Origin of the sequence: Paracoccus haematequi (genome assembly GCF_900631945.1) — a bacterium.
Classification (GTDB): Bacteria; Pseudomonadota; Alphaproteobacteria; order Rhodobacterales; family Rhodobacteraceae; genus Paracoccus; species Paracoccus haematequi_A.
In genome coordinates, this window is record NZ_UZWE01000037.1 from 26160 (window position 1) to 42840 (window position 16681).

The 16681-nt window shown below is 63.8% G+C and carries 18 protein-coding genes and 1 pseudogene; 11 read left to right on the forward strand and 8 right to left on the reverse strand.

All coding sequences use genetic code 11. From position 1 onward, the window contains the following. Positions 1-324: 324 nt before the first annotated feature. Positions 325-867 carry a recombinase family protein gene (locus PARHAE_RS13850; RefSeq protein WP_126155184.1) on the reverse strand — a complete coding sequence of 181 codons (543 nt, stop codon included), beginning with the start codon at positions 865-867 and terminating at the stop codon, positions 325-327. Between the two features lie 253 nt (positions 868-1120). On the opposite strand from PARHAE_RS13850, the gene PARHAE_RS13855 reads away from it, so the two are divergent. Together PARHAE_RS13855 and PARHAE_RS13860 are read left to right on the forward strand one after the other, a co-directional pair. Next, positions 1121-1369, forward strand: a complete 249-nt coding sequence (locus tag PARHAE_RS13855) for an AbrB/MazE/SpoVT family DNA-binding domain-containing protein (protein WP_045983529.1) — start codon at positions 1121-1123, stop codon at positions 1367-1369. A 10-nt stretch (positions 1370-1379) separates the two neighbouring features. Then, entirely contained in the window at positions 1380-1763 is a 384-nt protein-coding gene (locus PARHAE_RS13860) for a type II toxin-antitoxin system VapC family toxin (protein WP_204245771.1), read from the forward strand. A gap of 2 nt (positions 1764-1765) precedes the next feature. On the opposite strand, the pseudogene PARHAE_RS13865 reads toward PARHAE_RS13860, so the two are convergent. After that, positions 1766-1987: pseudogene (locus PARHAE_RS13865) on the reverse strand (IS3 family transposase); the annotation flags it as partial. Positions 1988-2147: 160 nt separating this feature from the next. On the opposite strand from PARHAE_RS13865, the gene PARHAE_RS13870 reads away from it, so the two are divergent. The 3 genes from PARHAE_RS13870 to PARHAE_RS21145 are packed head-to-tail and all read left to right on the forward strand — an operon-like array spanning position 2148 to position 3378. Further along, entirely contained in the window at positions 2148-3038 is an 891-nt protein-coding gene (locus PARHAE_RS13870; RefSeq protein ID WP_126155185.1) for an ArdC family protein, read from the forward strand. After that, the gene (locus PARHAE_RS13875; RefSeq protein WP_126155186.1) at positions 3035-3214 is read left to right on the forward strand and encodes a hypothetical protein; all 180 of its coding nucleotides are present in this window, start codon (positions 3035-3037) and stop codon (positions 3212-3214) included. The genes PARHAE_RS13870 and PARHAE_RS13875 overlap by 4 nt, the downstream gene beginning before the upstream one ends. Then, positions 3211-3378 carry a hypothetical protein gene (locus PARHAE_RS21145; protein ID WP_164555256.1) on the forward strand — a complete coding sequence of 56 codons (168 nt, stop codon included), beginning with the start codon at positions 3211-3213 and terminating at the stop codon, positions 3376-3378. The genes PARHAE_RS13875 and PARHAE_RS21145 overlap by 4 nt, the downstream gene beginning before the upstream one ends. Before the next feature lie 209 nt (positions 3379-3587). Here PARHAE_RS21145 and PARHAE_RS13880 read toward each other — a convergent pair whose 3' ends face one another. The 6 genes from PARHAE_RS13880 to PARHAE_RS13905 form a co-directional block, all read right to left on the reverse strand. Further along, complete coding sequence (locus PARHAE_RS13880) at positions 3588-4031, reverse strand: hypothetical protein (protein WP_126155187.1); 444 nt, start codon at positions 4029-4031, stop codon at positions 3588-3590. Beyond that, positions 4031-4258 carry a type II toxin-antitoxin system VapB family antitoxin gene (locus PARHAE_RS13885; protein ID WP_126155188.1) on the reverse strand — a complete coding sequence of 76 codons (228 nt, stop codon included), beginning with the start codon at positions 4256-4258 and terminating at the stop codon, positions 4031-4033. The genes PARHAE_RS13880 and PARHAE_RS13885 overlap by 1 nt, the downstream gene beginning before the upstream one ends. A 179-nt stretch (positions 4259-4437) precedes the next feature. Continuing rightward, positions 4438-5289 (reverse strand): TniQ family protein, encoded by an 852-nt coding sequence (locus tag PARHAE_RS13890; RefSeq protein WP_241232815.1) that lies wholly within the window; start codon positions 5287-5289, stop codon positions 4438-4440. After that, complete coding sequence (locus tag PARHAE_RS13895) at positions 5286-6146, reverse strand: TniB family NTP-binding protein (protein ID WP_241232816.1); 861 nt, start codon at positions 6144-6146, stop codon at positions 5286-5288. The genes PARHAE_RS13890 and PARHAE_RS13895 overlap by 4 nt, the downstream gene beginning before the upstream one ends. Then, entirely contained in the window at positions 6106-7488 is a 1383-nt protein-coding gene (locus PARHAE_RS13900; RefSeq protein WP_241232817.1) for a Mu transposase C-terminal domain-containing protein, read from the reverse strand. The genes PARHAE_RS13895 and PARHAE_RS13900 overlap by 41 nt, the downstream gene beginning before the upstream one ends. Before the next feature lie 433 nt (positions 7489-7921). Further along, on the reverse strand, positions 7922-9295 hold the full coding sequence (locus PARHAE_RS13905; protein ID WP_126155190.1) for a hypothetical protein: 1374 nt from the start codon (positions 9293-9295) through the stop codon (positions 7922-7924). A gap of 268 nt (positions 9296-9563) precedes the next feature. Between PARHAE_RS13905 and PARHAE_RS13910 the strand changes: the two genes are divergently transcribed. The 6 genes from PARHAE_RS13910 to PARHAE_RS13935 all read left to right on the forward strand — a co-directional run bounded on the left by PARHAE_RS13910 (position 9564) and on the right by PARHAE_RS13935 (position 16673). Further along, complete coding sequence (locus tag PARHAE_RS13910; protein WP_126155191.1) at positions 9564-10616, forward strand: C4-dicarboxylate TRAP transporter substrate-binding protein; 1053 nt, start codon at positions 9564-9566, stop codon at positions 10614-10616. A 132-nt stretch (positions 10617-10748) separates the two neighbouring features. Further along, complete coding sequence (locus PARHAE_RS13915) at positions 10749-11240, forward strand: TRAP transporter small permease (RefSeq protein ID WP_164555257.1); 492 nt, start codon at positions 10749-10751, stop codon at positions 11238-11240. Between the two features lies 1 nt (position 11241). Continuing rightward, the gene (locus PARHAE_RS13920; RefSeq protein WP_126155193.1) at positions 11242-12579 is read left to right on the forward strand and encodes a TRAP transporter large permease; all 1338 of its coding nucleotides are present in this window, start codon (positions 11242-11244) and stop codon (positions 12577-12579) included. 7 nt (positions 12580-12586) lie between these two features. Beyond that, positions 12587-13384, forward strand: coding sequence for an IclR family transcriptional regulator (locus tag PARHAE_RS13925; protein WP_126155194.1), 798 nt, complete (start codon positions 12587-12589; stop codon positions 13382-13384). Positions 13385-13386: 2 nt separating this feature from the next. Then, entirely contained in the window at positions 13387-15501 is a 2115-nt protein-coding gene (locus PARHAE_RS13930; protein WP_126155195.1) for a 3-hydroxyacyl-CoA dehydrogenase NAD-binding domain-containing protein, read from the forward strand. Next, on the forward strand, positions 15498-16673 hold the full coding sequence (locus tag PARHAE_RS13935) for an acetyl-CoA C-acyltransferase (protein ID WP_126155196.1): 1176 nt from the start codon (positions 15498-15500) through the stop codon (positions 16671-16673). Before PARHAE_RS13930 ends, PARHAE_RS13935 begins: the two co-directional genes overlap by 4 nt. Positions 16674-16681: the final 8 nt, after the last annotated feature.

Here is a 16681-nt window from a genome sequence, read left to right on the forward strand (position 1 = left end):
AAGTCCGCTAAAGGCGGATGACAGGCGGGTAGCGCCGACTGGCGGCGCGGCATGCACAGCGGATAATGGGGAAGCATCCGGTGCAAGCGGTTAGCGACGATGCGAAAACATCGTCCATGCTGGGGTCATCGAGCATGGGGGAATTATAGCCAAAAGGAGCAGAGAGGCAACCTTTGGTCTAATTATTCATATGTATGCGGCTGTTTTCGCAGATGAAAAACCTTCCACCGTAGCTTATGCCCACCTCTTCAGGAGCGTGGCAACGACAGCTTCATTCTGCAAAAGCCGCCGCCTTCCCTTGGCTTTAACGTCCGCTTTGATATCTCAGGCCGCCAATGCACGGTAAACGGTCATGCGAGATAGTCCGAGGTCACGGGCGATCCGGGCCTTGGACACGCCTTCCGCTGCCAACCTGCGGATTTCCGCGTCGTCCACCCGCTTCTGACGCCCTTTGTAGATGCCTTTGCCCTTCGCTGCCTCGATGCCGGCCCGCTGACGATCGCGAATGAACTTCAGCTCCATGTCGGCCACCATGCCAAGAACGGTGATGACCATCCGGCCCATGTCCCCGGACGTGGTGACTTCGGGTTCCAGAACGCGGAGCGACGCTCCTTTCGCATCCAGCTCATGCACCAGGTTCAGCACGTCGCGCGTGGACCGGCCAAGGCGGTCGAGACGATGCACGACCAGCTCGTCGCCCGCGCGAAGAAACTCCAGAACCGTTGCCAACTCGCTGCGGCCGTCGCGGGATGCTCCGGATCCCGTCTCGGCGCGAATGATCTCGCAGCCTGATGCCTTCAGCCTAGCTTTCTGAATGTCGAGATCCTGGCTCGACGTGCTGACGCGGGCGTATCCGATCCGAGGCATGGGCAATCTGTCACGTTAGGGTGGCTAATCTCCTGATACTGTCGCAATGGTATCTTTTCCACCCATTTGTGACACTCTTGGCCGTCACATCTGGCTGTCACCTGCGAGTGTGCCTAAATGTGACACAGAGAGCGAGCTGGTAGTTTAGAAACGGAGCTGCTTGCCTATTGGATATGACTTTCCTGTTGTATCGATACTAAATAGACTGGTGGGTATCATTGTTGAAAGTTAGACCAAAAAGGATATGCCTGTCATGACCACGCAGCGGGTACGGATCATCGAGGGTGGCAAGCTCGTCATCCCCGCGACCATGCGGCGAGAGTTGGGGATCGCAACAGGCGATACCGTGCTTGTCGAGATTGATGGCGGCGAGTTGCGCGTCCGCTCGCTCCCACAGGCTGTTGCCCGCGCCCAGGCCATCATGCGGCGGCATGTACCCGAAGGCGTGTCGCTTGCAGACGAGCTGATCGCCGATCGCCGGCGCGAGGCAGAGCGTGAGTAAGGCCGCAGTCTTGGACGCCTCAGCGCTTCTTTGTCTTTTGAATGGCGAGCCGGGTAGCGAGCGCGTTCTGGAAGCCCTGCCCATGGCAGTGATCGGCGCCACCAATTTCGCCGAGGTCGCATCCAAGCTGCGCGAGCGCGGCCTGAGCGTCAACGAGGTGGAGGACGTGCTCGGAGGCCTGCGTCTCGATATTCGGCCTCTCACCCCGGCCCAGGCCTACGCCATCGGTCATCTGCGCCCGGCGACTCGCTCCCTGGGACTATCGCTTGGTGATCGGGCGTGTCTTGCCCTTGCCGCTGAACTTGGCATACCTGCCCTGACTGCGGATCAAGTCTGGGCGGAGCTTAAAATCGGCGTTTCGATTGAGCTAGTTCGAGATCCAAGCATAGTGTGATCCTAGGTGTTCAGTCCCGGCATCTGGTGGATCGGATCCAGGATGAATCGATCCGGCTCTGAAGTCCAGATTTTGCAGATGTATTCGTAGGGCGTGAGACCACCGAGGGTCTTGAGCCGACGCGCGAAGTTGTAGGCTGCCATGAAGTCCGCGAGATGCGTACGCAGTTGCTCGTGGCTGTCATAGTGGAAGCGCTTGACGGTCGCCTCCTTGATTGTGCGGTTCCCCTTCGCCCCTACGGACAACCTTGCCTGGGTCCCCCTCCTGCCCTCGCCGGGAGGCAGGGTTTCAGGAGAGGCGCGCGCTTCGCGCTTCCTCGCCAGAAACCCCGCCCGATGATCCGGCACCAGACCGGCAAAGGGCATCGCCACAAGGAGGCCACAAATGGCTGACACGTTCGACCTCTACGCCCACGTCACCGACAGCATCATTGCCAGCCTCAAAGCAGGCACCCCGGCATGGCGCAAGCCGTGGACCGGCGACAAGGGCGGCGCCCCTTTCCCGCTGCGGAGCAACGGCGAACCCTATTCCGGCATCAACGTCCTGATGTTGTGGCTTGCCGCTGACGCCAAAGGCTACCGCGCCGCCCGCTGGTTCACCTACAAGCAGGCCCAGGAGGCAGGCGGACAGGTCCGCAAGGGCGAGAAATCGTCCACCGTTGTCAAATACGGCACCTTTGAACGCGAGGACGCGGACACGGGCGAGGAACGGCGCCTGCCCTACCTGAAAGCCTACCGCGTGTTTAACGCCGAGCAGATCGACGGCCTGCCCGCCGAATACTATGGCACCCCCGCCGAGCCTGCCCGCGACCTTGGCACCGAGGCCGACCCCGCCCTTGACGCTTTTTTCGCAGCCACCGGCGCGGACATTCGCACCAGCGACGAGCCGCAAGCTTACTACAACCCTGCCGAGGATTACATCCACATGCCGCCGATTGCGACGTTCCACAGCGCCGCAGGCTACTATGCCACGCTTGCCCACGAGGCGACCCATTGGACCGGCCACAAGAGCCGCCTTGACCGCTTTTCCCGCTTCACCGACCGCAAAGCTTACGCGTTCGAGGAATTGATTGCGGAGATTGGCAACTGCATGACCTGCGCCCGGCTTGGCCTGACCCCGGATTTTGACCAGTCCGGCGCATACGTCCAAAGCTGGCTGCGCGCCTTGAAAGACGACACGCGGCTGATCTTCAAAGCCGCCAGTGAGGCGCAGAAGGCCGCCGAATGGCTGGTGAAAGGCAAGCCCGCCGAGAAGGAAGAAGGGGCGGCCGCATGAGCGGCCCCCACCCCTTGCCCGCCCTGTCCTGCCGCAAATGCGGCAGGAACAACCCATGGGTCTATGTCGCCCCTGTTGTGGTCGAGGGATCTGGCACCTGCATCTGCATGGATTGCGCGAAGGCGCGCGGCTGGCTGGACGCGGCCGGAAATCTCAAGCCGGGAGTCTCACTTTGACCACCTACGAGATCCGGGACGACCCCGACGACCTGCCCATCATCTGCGCCCCCTTGGCAGAAGCGGAGAGGCGCGGCAGTCGCCGCGCCGCCCGCCTCGGCATCGAGGTTCTGATTTACGAAATGCACCCCACGCGCGGAGAGCGATTTATCGGTGCGATCTGACCCCGGCCTCCGCAGCAGCAGCGGGGGCTTTTCCGTGTCGATCTGGTTGACCGCGAACGCGGCAAAGCGGAGACGGCCGCGCCGTCACCCCATAAAGAAGCCCCGCCCAAAAGGACGGGGCAGGTATCTCCAACAGGGAGGGAGTCCCGGTCAACGTAAGGTTCCCAAGAGAGTTCCCGGAAACCGCGACGAGATTATCAGCCTGTTCTTCATTCCCCGGTCCGCCATGCCTCCCAATCCTGTTCCGTGATCCTGTCGATGGCCGGGTTGCTGTGCAGGACCGGCAGGCGCAGCGACTCCGCGGCCGCAAGCGCCAGGCAGGTCTGCACCGTCAGTTTCGCCGGATGATCCGCTCCCTGGCCGAACCGGGCTGCAAGCCTGCACCCGTCAGCTGCAATGCGCGGGCTGACCGCAATTTCATAGACCTTCAGGATCTGAAGCAGGCTGTCGAAAATCTCCGTGGCCTGTTCAACCGCATCGGCCGAGACGCTGCGTGTGTCCGCGCGGCTCTCAGTCAGGGCCATGACCACATCGAGGTGCACGCTGGCTGAGGTCTTGCATTGCCTGCGGCTGCCCTTGATCTTCTCCACCAGCAAGGCCGCGTCAGACCTGTTGCCCAGGATGGCAAGGAAAGCAGAGCTATCAACGAACATCAGCGTTTGCCCTTCGGCGGAACGATGTGCGTGGACCTGAAGCCGTAGTTCTTCACCCGCTCCTGCAAGGCGGCAATCTGGTCCTCGATGGTCGGCATGGACCGGATGCGCTCAATCTCGTTCTGGATTGCCTGCCGCACCGCTTCTGTCTTGGTGACGCCCAGCATCTCCGCCAGCGTTTCCGCCAGATCGTTCACACCTTCATCGCGGATGGATAACTTACCCATGTGCGTTCCAATCCGTATGCACAGTAATTGCGAAATAGTCTATACACTGGCATAATTGTCAGCAAGTCCGAGCGAGGTTCCGGCCATGCCACCCGACACCCTGACAGGCCGCATCAGCTTCCTGGTGTCGCGTTGCCCCTAAATCCGAGACACGGCGCGTTTTCCGGCCTTTCTTGCTCTTAAATATGAGATGAGGTGGCTGAACCACCGACGCGTAGTCGCATCCGCTGAGCAATCTGGTCGACCGTTGCAAGCAGCCGGGGCTCCTTATCGTAGGCGCGAAGCAGGGCAACTCGTGAATAGACGTCGATGTCCATGCTGCACAACGCAGCCTTTACCAGTGGACGTGATTGGGCGGAGACAACAGCGGCAAGGCAGAAGAGCCTTATGTTTGACCGGGGACTTTGAAGCGCGAAGAACGGATCTCCACGTAAAGCATTCAGTCCCATCGCGAAGGTGACCGCCCGCATTGCTCGGCGTAGTTCACGCGCGCTGCCGGACATAGCGACGCGCTCCAGCACCCGTGCCCCGTTCCGGGCACGATTAACCAGCTTTTCGGAGACCACTGCGCCCTTCTGCTTGTCTGCCTTTGGAAGAAGCCGGTCACCACACATCTGGCAGTCGAACGCCCAGGCCCTACGCCAGTGCCTGAGCTCAAGTCCGCCATCGGCGCAGTTTGGGCAAGTTTGAAACGGCACCTGTGCGGTCAACCGCATCTCTGCTTCCTGCATCGCCGCGAAAGTCATTGACAGCACGAATGCGGGGTCGATGCGTGCCGCAACGGAAATCCTGTCCGCAGCCAGCATGTTGATATCATGGTCGAGTGCTGCAGCATGTTTTCCGCCGATCCCGATATGGTTGAGAAGGTCTGCTACCTCGCAATGATTGGAAGCGGCCAGTCGCGATAACCAACCAGAAAGCAACTCGTCCGGCACTGGCGTCACCGATATCGGTAGAGGGCGACACTTCACGCCCCCGATTTCTCGAGCCGTCGCTGAGCGTTTGCATGGCGCGACCAGACCGGTGCTCATTTTGTGATGGCATCATCCGTGACGCACTCGTCACCGCTGATGATCGCGTCGATGGACAGTTCCTTGACCAACGCGAAGATGCGGGACGTCACCCCGCCAGTCAATGCAAGGATCTGCTTGAGCGACCGCACTTTCAGATTGGATTTTCTCTCCAGCGGCATGGCCGCAATCAAGGTCTGAATCATGTCCGAGAACTCAGCATCATCGCGCCAATTCGGCAGGTGGTGTTCATCAAGCCGACGGGCCAGTTGGACATCGCCGCGAATGGCATCGACGGCTTCGCTTACACCGTAGCAGACCAAAGATGCTTCCAGCTCGTTGCTCAGATACCTCAGGACATTGAGAAACCGGCGCTGTTCTCGGTGCGTGCCTGCCAGAAGGTTGTGAACTTCGTCGATCATGATCATCCGCAGCCCGAGGTCGCGCAAAAGACCCACGACACGAACTTCCAGCGAGGCAACACTCTGCGCCTTCAGACTCAACGTCGACGACGGGGCTCCGACGGCTGCGAGGATGTGCATATAGAACCGCCGCTCATCGGGTGCGGGTGGCGCCTGCAACAGAAGTAACGGGGTGTGAGTGACGCCAGACTCCGGATCATACTCCGGCGCATAGCGTCGCGACAGGTTGCGGGCGATCATTGTCTTGCCGATGCCGGACGTTCCATGCACCAGAAGGCCAGGCATGCGGGTCTGCCGCGGCATCTCAATCAGTCCCTGTAACCGGTCCAGCACTTGCTCTGCCCGGGGAAAGCCTATCCAGATGTCCGACTGAATGAGAGCGATACGGCCGTCATCTTCAGTTTCTGCCCTCAATTCACCAGCGCTCCACCTTAAACATCGGGCGCGATGTATCACCGGTGTCGACCGGTCGCAGCCCCTCGGATCCCCGATCATCGGCGGCCAGACCCTTCATTACAGTCCTTTCGCGGGATCGGCGTTCTGCCTTGGTCAGCGCGCGGCTTTCACCCTCAATTTGGCGTTGCTGCCGGATCAATTCGGCGAGGACCAATTCATTCGTGCCCACTTTCCCCATGGCCCGTGCCTTTTGCATGGCCTCGCGGTATTCCCAGAGCGACACCGGCGGGAGTTCCAGGTTGCGGTACCGGGCCTCGACACATCTGCCGCCATCCAGTTCGACCCAGACGGCCGAGAGATCGCGGGGATCGTAGCGGACAACCACCTTTCCGTCCCGGCGACCAACATAACCCGCGAGGGCGTCGGACCAGTAACGCAGGTCGAACAGATGGATGCCGTCGCGCCGAACTTGTCGCTGCTCACTTGGCAGGAAACTCACCCGAAAGGCCTCCATATCGAAGGGAATGTCGCCGGACATTTCCCCTGCGAGCGCGTCCCACTTGGCAACGGGCGTGCAGTTGAGGCTTGAGTGAACGCTGTTGTTGTAACGGCAGATCTCGAGGGCGAACCACAAATCGAACTCTCGAAGGGTCATCGCCGCATTGGCTTCGGCATCGTAGCCGCCCTTGGCCGCAACTGACGACTGGGTGGTCCCCGGCAGAAGATGCACTGCGCCCATCATCGTGCCGATCAGCCGTTCGATATGCCCACCAAAATGAGGGCTTCCCGGAGGTCGGTAGACCAGGTTGATCCCCCATTCCGCACAAGCTGACTGAAAAGCCTGGGACCGGAAATCGCGGCCATTGTCGACATGGATGCTGCGCGGTTTGCCCTGGGCAGGCCACGGCACGGCGCACTCAAGGTCAGCCAGCAGTTCTGCTTTGGGGGCCACAGCATGCGTAAGACATAAGGCCACCGAAAGGCGAGATGGCGCTTCAAAGCTGACGTGGTATCCCGTCACCATGCGTGAGGTGATGTCGATCGCGAGGGTCACCCAAGGCCGGCCGATGGGTTTGCGCTCGAAACTGTCGACAAGGATGATGTCCGCCGGTGTGTGATCAATCTGAACAACGTCCAGCGGCCATTTCGCCGCGTTTTGCCCTGTCACCGGCGCGAAACGCTGCCGTGCCGCCTGCGCCCCCTCGCGCGCTTTCATGACTTCGCGCGCATCCATCGCATCGAGGCGGCGCTGAACTGTCCGGCGCGTCGGCTGTTGAAACCCCTGCTCACCGCAAGCACTGCGGATTTCGGCGACCACCCTCGCCAAGCTGGGACGCTCCCGGCGCAAGTAGTATCGCATAAGGTGATCTTCGATGATGGCTTCGACTTCGTGGGGCACCATGGCGGTTCCCGTTGGACGACCACGTTTTCGCGGAACAATCGCACTGGTTCGGCCGCCGCCTTCGGCAAGCCTCCGGATCCACCGCCAGACCGTCGCTCGGCTTACCCCCAGCTCCCAGACAGCGTCACGGACCCCGCTCTCCAAGCTGCCGGACCCGGAAAGATAGACCTGCACTAAGGGCCGCAAGACCGACGCCCGGCGCTGTTCCTCTGCGCCGAGCCCCCCGATTTCTTCGCGATCAGCTTGCAACCCCACTAATAGACCAGTCCCGTGAACCCTGTCTCACCATTAACGGCAAGAATCTCAGAATAAAATGCAACATCTCGCATTTAAGGGCAACGGTGTGCCATTGTTTTTGTTGAATTCGTCATCTCAGAATTAAGGGCCACGCGACACCGCATCTTCGGCGCGCTCGGCCAGTCTGCGCCGTCCGCTACATGGCCCCCAGTTCCACGACGATTCCCATTCCGATGGTCCAGAGTGCCAGCGACGACAGGCAATAAAGCCCGTTCCACCGGATGCCGACGACCCACGGGGGGCGACCCACCAAGGCACCGGCGTAAACGACCGTCGTGATCAGCGGGGTAAAGCCCATGACGCAGCCCCAGGTGCCTGCCAGGCTGAGCGCGGCCGCGGCGTCGCTGAGCCCTGGCACGTCAAGCTGCGTGACCAGACTGCCCATGACCGACGCGGTGATGATGGGATTGATCCCCACGGCTGCCAGCAGGAACATCGACAGGTTGAGCAGCGCGATCATCTGCCAGGGCGCATCGATCAGGGCGGCCACCGCCGCCTGGACCTGGGGAAGCGGCACCAGTTCCAGCACCAGGACGGACAGCAGCCCGGCCGAGGCGAAAACGCCGATCTCGGCCGCGGCCAGGGGAAAGCGCCCGACCGTTCCGGCGATGGTGCGCCGTGCCATGGCCATGGCACCCGCATCGCCGCGATGTCCCAGCCAGGATGCCCAGATCACGCTGTAGGCAGGGACCGCGATCAGAAGCGCCTGCTGGAACGGCAAGCCTGTGGCGGCATGCAGCCCGAACACCAGTCCCGCCACCAGACCCACATGCAGCGTCAGCAGGCCGACGCCGCCCCAGTCGCCCGTTCCTGTCCCTGGGCCTGGCCGCAGACCCGCGGGAACCGGCGGCGCCCATGCCCAGTCCAGAAACCAGCCCCAGCCAAGAAACAGCACCGCCGCCGCCAGTCCCGCAGGGGCCACGTCGCCATAACGCAGATCCGGCATCGCTAGGAGCAGCCCGTTCATTCCAAGGCCGATGGGCGACCACAGCGGCGCAAGGGAAAAGCCCCGCAGCACCGCCGTGGTCATGCGGCGCAGCCGCCATTCGCGCAGCCCGGCGGGCAGATGGGCGCTTGTTTCGTCCAGCGACCGGCGGGTCATTTCCAGCAGGATCGCGATGCCGCCCAGGTTGATCAGGACGCCAAACACATGGCCGCCGAAATTCATCGCCAGATAGCGCCGTCCCGGCGGCCGCGTGGTCAGATACCGGCCGGCGCGCAAAACCTCGGGCGCGGCGGCGGCGACCACGCGAAGCGACCCCAGCAGGGCCAGCAGCGCGGCCAGATAGGCCATCCGTTCCAGTCCCCGGGACAGCGTTTCCAGATCGATGCCGCGCAGCAGGGCAAGAACCAGCAGGATCACGCAAAGGCCGACGGTGATCCAGGTGGCGACAGTGAACTGCCGCCATGACAGGGCCAGATACAGGGCAAGGGCGATGCCCGCGGCGATCCCCAGGGCAGGCGAGGTGATGACGATGCCCGCCAGCGATATCAAGACAACGATGATCATGCAGGCCTGCGCGACAAGACGCCGGCAGCGATCCGCCTTTGCAAGATCCGGCATCACCGGTCACGCAATCCCGGCAAACCGGACATGCCCGGATTCGTGCAGGAAAAGGCGCTTCCAAAAGTGCCAAGCTCATCAGAAAGTGCCATCATTGCATCGTTTCCCGCGCCAGAACCGGTCGCCTTTCATCACTTAGCTTGCTCAAAAACACAAGAGTGTTCCATTCTTCGGAACAATATGCCATCATGTGAAACAGGAGAGGAGAATCATTATGCGTTTTCTGACAGCAGGTTTGACGGTCGGCCTTGCGTTCGCGGCCACGGTGCCCGCCACTGCCATGACCCTGATCTATGGCGAAGCTGGTCCGAACCGGGGCGTCCGCGCCGAGGCGACCCAGTGGTTCGTGGACCAGGTTTCCGAACAGTCCAATGGTGAACTGACCATCGACGTGAACTGGGGCGGCGCCCTGTTTTCGGAAAAGGTCGCGGTCCAGTCGATCCGCGACGGGGTGGCCGACATGGGTTCGGTCATCGGCGTGTATTTTCCCCAGGACATGATCGCCTATGGCCTGGCCGACCTGCCGATCCCGAACCCCGATCCTTGGGTGGGCATGAAGGCAACCGACAAGCTGATGCGGGAAAACGAACAGATTCGGGAAAACCTGGCCGCCCAGAACCTGGTCTATATTGGCACCTACACGACGTCGGCCGTTCAGGTGGGCTGCAAGGGCAAGACCATCGAGACGCTTGACGACGTCAAGGGCCTGAAGATCCGCGGCGTCGGCGCCTATGGCAAGGTGTTCCACGACCTGGGCGCCACGCCCGTCGACATGTCCGTCTACGAGGCCTATCAGGGCTTGGAAACCGGGCTGATCGACTGCACCCAGACCTATCCCTATCTGGTCGAGGCGCTGAAGTTCGACGAGGTCTTCGACAGCTATACCGAGATCGACTTCGGCCAGATCGGCGCCCTGGGCATCATGATGAACAAGGACAGCTTCGACATGCTGCCGCCCGAACACCAGCAGGCCCTGCTGACCGCAGGCGAAGGCCTGGCGGACGAATTCGGGCGCATCCTGACCGACGCCAACCAGCGGTCGATCCAGATCCTGAAGGACAAGCAGATCCCGGTCCTGAAGATCTCGGACGAGGATCGCGCGCGTCTTGGCGAAATGGGCACGAAATACGTTGACGAATGGGTCGCGCGCGCCGATGCCGCAGGCCTGGACGGCCGGGCCCTGGTCGATGACTATACCGCACTGGTCGCGGAATTCACCACGCAGCGCGACGAACAGGGCTATCCCTGGGCAGCCGAGGCAAACTGACCGACCGATGCGGGGATGCGGCACGCTTGGCGTCCGCGTCCCCAATCTCCTGCCTGATCTGAACTTTCCCCAAGTCTGGACACGATGTGCCCCAACCCGGGAGGTGCGGCCATGAAGGCCATTGAACGCATCATGCTTGAATTTGCCGTCGTTTCGGCCTTGGCGCTGGCGCTGGTGATCACCGCCAACGTGCTTGGACGCCAGCTGTTTGGCTGGGGTGTGCCGGACATCGTGATCATCGTGCGCGAGCTGATGATCCCCACCATCGTCTTTCCGCTTGCCGCCGCGACGGCCAGCCGCGCCCATATCGCCGTGACCTTCGTGACCGATCGCATGTCACCCGGCGCGCGGGGGGCCTTGATCATCATGGGCTGGTTCGTGGCGCTGCTGGCGATGCTGCCGCTGTTCTATGCCAGCTGGCGCAACCTGTCGGGGTCGTGGGCGTCGGGCGAATTCTATGACGGGCTGCTGGGCATTCCCCGCTGGCCCATGAAGCTGGTCTTCCTGCTGGGCCTGATCGTCATGGTGATCCGCCTTGTGCTGGTCGCGCTGCACGACATCGCCGAACTGCGCCGGACCGGAACCGTCGCCGATGGCGGCCACAGCACCGAGGAGTCTGTCTGACATGGATGCTTCCACCATCGGGCTTGTGGCCTTCGGCCTGGTCATCGTCCTTCTGGCGCTGCGCGTGCCCATCGCCTTTGTGCTGGCGGGCGTGGCGACGGTCGGCACCTTCCTGATCTATGCCTTTCGCAGCGGCAGCTTCATGCCGGAACGCGCGCTCAACCCGACCTCGTCGATGGTGGTGAACAGCTTCTTCGAACTGATCCATTCCTATGACCTGTCGATGATCCCGCTGTTCGTGGCGCTGGGCAACATCGCCTATCACACCGGCATCACCACCCGCATTTATGACGCGGCCAATGTCTGGCTGCGCAGCGTGCCGGGCGGCGTCAGCGTCGCGTCGCTGATGGGCTGCGCCGGATTTTCGGCCATTTCCGGGTCGTCCATCGCCTGCGCCTCGACCATGGGCCGCATCTGCGTCCCCGAGATGCTGCGCCTGGGCTATGACCCCAAGCTGGCCACGGCCTCGGTCGCGGCGGGCGGCACGCTGGGGTCGCTGATCCCGCCGTCGGTGCTGTTCATCCTGTATGGCATCTTCACCGAAACCTCGATCAGCAAGCTGTTTCTGGCCGGCATCCTGCCGGGTCTGCTGACGCTTGCGGGCTATATCATCGTGGTGATCTGGTGGACCTCGCGCGATCCCAGCGCCGCGCCGGTCGATCCGACGCCCCTGCCCAAGGGCGCGCGCCTGAAGGCCGCGATTTCGGCCTGGCCCGCGATGATGCTGTTCGTGGTCATCATCGGCGGCATCTATGGCGGCATCTTCACCGCGACCGAGGCTGCGGCCATCAGCGTCGTCCTGACCATCCTGATCGGCTTTTTCGAACGCTCGCTGACGCTGCGGTCCATGTGGACGGCCATCCGCGAAAGCCTGGTCCAGACCTCGGCCATCTTCCTGATCGCGGCCTGCGCCAAGATCTTCGTGTCCTTTGTCGCGCTGACCGGGGCCGCCGGAATGGTGTCGCAATGGGTGGCCGATGCAGGCCTGTCGCCGCTGGTCCTGATGTTTGCGATCTGCGTGCTGTACCTGTTCCTGGGGATGTTCCTGGATCCGGTCGGCATCATCGTCCTGACGCTGCCGTTCGTGATCCCGATGGTGGACAACCTGGGGATGGACCTGATCTGGTTCGGGGTCATCGTGGTCAAGCTGCTGGAGATCGGGTTGATCACCCCGCCCGTCGGGCTGAACGTCTTCGTGATCGGCAACGTGACCGACCGCAGCATCAAGGTGGACACCATCTTCGCAGGTGTGACGCGGTTCCTGGCGATGGACATCGTGGTGCTGGCAATCCTGGTCCTGGTGCCTGCAATATCGCTTGTCATTCCCAACGGGCTGTGAGGCGCCGATGACCGACCTGCACGATCCCCGCTTTGCGACCACCCTGGCACGGGGGCTGTCGGTCCTGCGCGCGTTTCGCGTGACCGACGATGGTCTGAGCAACGCGGAAATCGCCCAGCGGACGGGCCTGCCCAAATCGACCGTGTCGCGGCTGACCTTCACGCTGGGGCAACTGGGCTATCTGGTCCAGTCCCCCCGCGACGACCGCTTCCGGCCGGGACCGACGCTGGTCGCGGTCGGCCATGTGGCCGCGGCTTCGCTGTCTTTCCTGGTGCCCGCGCATGACCTGATGCAGCGGCTGGCCGAGGAGACAGGGACGCTGGTGGTCCTGGCGGTGCGCGACGGCGACAAGATGGTCCTGATCCGGACCTGGCGGCCCATGCACGTCGCCTCGATCTGGCTCGAGGTCGGGCAGCGGATCCCGTTTCAACCGTTTTCGTCGCCGCGCGCCTTTGTCGCCGCCGCCACGCCCGAGGAGATCGACCGGATCGTGTCCGAATCCATCGCGGACCGCGACGCCATGGCCGACCTGCTGACCACACGCCCGCTGGTGCGGACCGAAATGATGCGCCAAGGCTTTGTGTCCACCCCGGCGGGCAGCGGGCCTGCCGCCTACAACGCGGTCTCGGTTCCGTTCCGCAGCGGCAATCTGGCTGAACCCGTGATCTTCACCTGCGGCGCCCTGCCGTCCGAGGCGTCGGTCGAACGCATGCAATCCGACGTCGGGCCCAGACTGGCCGCGGCGGTCCGCACCCTGGAACGACTGACCGGACAGGCCCCCGGCCTGATCCGCACCGAGGCATGACCATGACCGAACATTCCCCCGTCACCTATCGCTGCGAAGGCGGGATCGCCTTCATCGAAATCGACAATCCGCCCGTCAACGCCCTGTCGGCGGCGGTTCGCCGGGGATTGGCGGAGGCCATGGACCGGCTGGCCAATGACGCCGACGCGCAGGCAGCCGTTCTGTTCTGCGCGGGCCGCACCTTTATCGCCGGCGCCGACATTTCCGAATTCGGCAAGCCGCCCGTGGCCCCGTTCCTGCCCGAGGTGATCGCCGCAATCGAGGCGTCCGGCAAGCCGGTCGTGGCGGCCCTGCACGGCACGGTTCTGGGTGGCGGCCTGGAGGTTGCCCTGGGCGCCCATCACCGCGTCGCGGTTCCCGGCACCCGGATGGGCCTGCCCGAAGTGACCCTGGGCCTTTTGCCCGGGGCGGGGGGAACGCAGCGCCTGCCGCGCGCCGTGGGGGTAACGGACGCCATCGACCTGATCACGTCGGGCCGCCAGATCGGTGCCCAGCAGGCGCTTGACCTGGGGCTGATCGACGCGCTGGCCCAAGGCACCGATCCCCGCGCGGCGGGCGAGGCCGAGGCGCGTCGCCTTCTGGCCGAGGGGTCCGGTCCCCGGCGGCTGTCCGAAACGCCCGCCCCCGCCGTCGATCCCGACATGGTTCAGGCATGGCGCGCAAAGGTCGCGAAATCCGCGCGCGGTCAGGTGGCGCCCCTGCGCGCGCTGGACACGATAGTGGCCGGGTTGGACCTGTCTTTTGCAAAGGGCATGGCACAGGAACGCCAGGCCTTCATGGACCTGATGCAGACCCCTGAACGCGCTGCCCTGATCCACGCCTTTTTCGCCGAACGTCGGGCGGCGCAGCAGGATGATCCGGCCGGTGTCAAGGCCCGGCCGGTTGCGCGCATCGGCATCATCGGCGGCGGCACCATGGGTCAGGGGATCGCCGCATCCGCCCTGACAGCCGGGCTGGACGTGACCCTGGTGGAACGCGACGAGGCCGCAGCGGCCAAGGCCACAGGTGGCATCCGCGCCATGCTGGACGGCGCCGTCAAGCGCGGCAAGCTGGACCGCACGGCGGCCGACCGGATGCTGGACCAGGCCTTGCGCGCGGTCGCAGGCTATGACGCGCTGGCCAACGTCGATCTGGTGATCGAGGCGGTGTTCGAGAATCTGGACGTCAAGCAAGAGGTGTTTCGCACGCTTGACCGCGTCTGCCGCCCCGGCGCGGTGCTGGCGACCAACACGTCCTATCTGGACGTGAACCTGATCGCCGGGGCGACCGCCCGGCCGCAGGACGTGATCGGGCTGCATTTCTTCTCGCCCGCCAACGTCATGCGCCTTTTGGAAATCGTGGTGGCGGACAAGACCGCCCCCGATGTCACGGCGACGGCCTTTGCCCTGGCCAAGAAGATGGGCAAGATCGGCGTGCGGTCCGGCGTCTGCGACGGCTTCATCGGCAACCGGATGCTGCTGGCCTATCGCACGGCGGCCGACCACGTGGTGCTGGACGGCGCCTCGCCTTATCAGGTTGACCGGGCTGTCGTGGACCTGGGCTTTCCCATGGGCCCGTATCAGGTGGGCGATCTGGCCGGTCTCGACATCGGCCATGCCACCCGCCAGCGCAAGGCGCCCACGCGCGATCCGCGCGAACGCGTTCCCGTCTTTGCCGACCGGCTGGTCGAATCCGGGCGGCTGGGGCGCAAGACCGGGCGCGGCTATTACATCTATGACGAAGGCAGCCCCCAGGGCCGCCCCGACCCCGACATGGACGACATGCTGTCAGGCATCCGGTCCGACCTGGGCATCACCCCGCGCCCGTTCGAGGCTGAGGAAATCCAGTCCCGCTACATGGCCGCCATGGTCAACGAGGGCGCGAAGATCCTCGACGAAGGCATCGCCGCGCGGGCGTCCGACATCGACGTGGTGCTGTTGCACGGCTACGGTTTTCCGCGCTGGAAGGGCGGGCCGATGCACTGGGCCGACGCGCAGGGGCTGGACCGGATCGCCGCCGACATCGCCCGTTATGCCGAAGATGATCCCTATTTCTGGCAGATCTCGCCGCTTCTGGCGCGTCTTGCGGCCGAGGGCGGGACACTTGCCGACGTGAACACCGGAAAGGACGCATCATGAAGGACGCCGTCATCGTCGCAACCGCCCGCACGGGCATCGGCAAGGCTGCGCGCGGCAGCCTGAACCTGACCCACGGCGCCACCATGGGCGGCCATGTCGCCGCCGCCGCCGTAAAACGCGCGGGCATCGACCCGGCGCTGATCGAGGACAGCATCTGGGGCTGCGGCTATCCCGAATACGTTACCGGCGGCAACATCGCCCGGCAGATCGTCATTCGCGCGGGCCTGCCCGTCAGCGTGGCGGGCACCACCGTCAACCGGTTCTGCGCATCCGGGCTGCAAGCCCTGGCGATGGCTGCGCACATGGTCCGGCTGGAAGGCGCCCGCGCCGTGCTGGCCGGCGGCGTCGAATCGATCAGCCTTGTCCAGCCGCCGCCCCGCCCTGCGCGCGAGGCCTGGATCGAGGCGCACAAGCCCGACCTGTATCTTCCGATGATCGACACCGCCGACAACGTCGCTGCCCGCTATGGCGTCAGCCGCGCGGCGCAGGACGAATACGCTCTGCGGTCCCAGCAGCGCATCGCCGCCGCGCAGCAGGCCGGGCTGTTCGCCGACGAGATCGTGCCGATGCAGGTCACGCGTGCGGTGATCGACAAGGCCAGCGGCGAAACCCGGCACGAGGATGTCACGCTGGACGCGGACGAATGCAACCGTCCCTCGACCACGCTGGACGGGCTGGCCTCGCTGAAGCCGGTGAAGGGAGAGGACAAGTTCGTCACCGCCGGAAACGCCTCGCAACTGTCGGATGGTGCGGCCGCGCTGGTCGTGATGGATGGCGATCTGGCCGCGCAGGAAGGCCTGACCCCGCTGGGGGCCTTTCGCGGCTTTGCCGTCGCCGGCTGCGAGCCCGATGAAATGGGCATCGGCCCGGTCTTTGCCGTGCCGCGCCTGCTGGAGCGCGCGGGCCTGACGGTCGGCGATATCGACCTGTGGGAGTTGAACGAGGCCTTCGCCAGCCAGGCGCTGTATTGCCGCGACCGGCTGGGCATCGACCCCGAAAGATACAACGTCAACGGCGGCTCCATTGCGATCGGCCACCCCTTCGGCATGACCGGGGCGCGGACGGCGGGGCATCTGCTGCTGGAAGGGCGCAGGCGCGGCGCGAAATGGGGCGTGGTCACCATGTGCATCGGCGGTGGCCAGGGCGCCGCCGGCCTGATCGAGATTTTCTGAGGGAGACG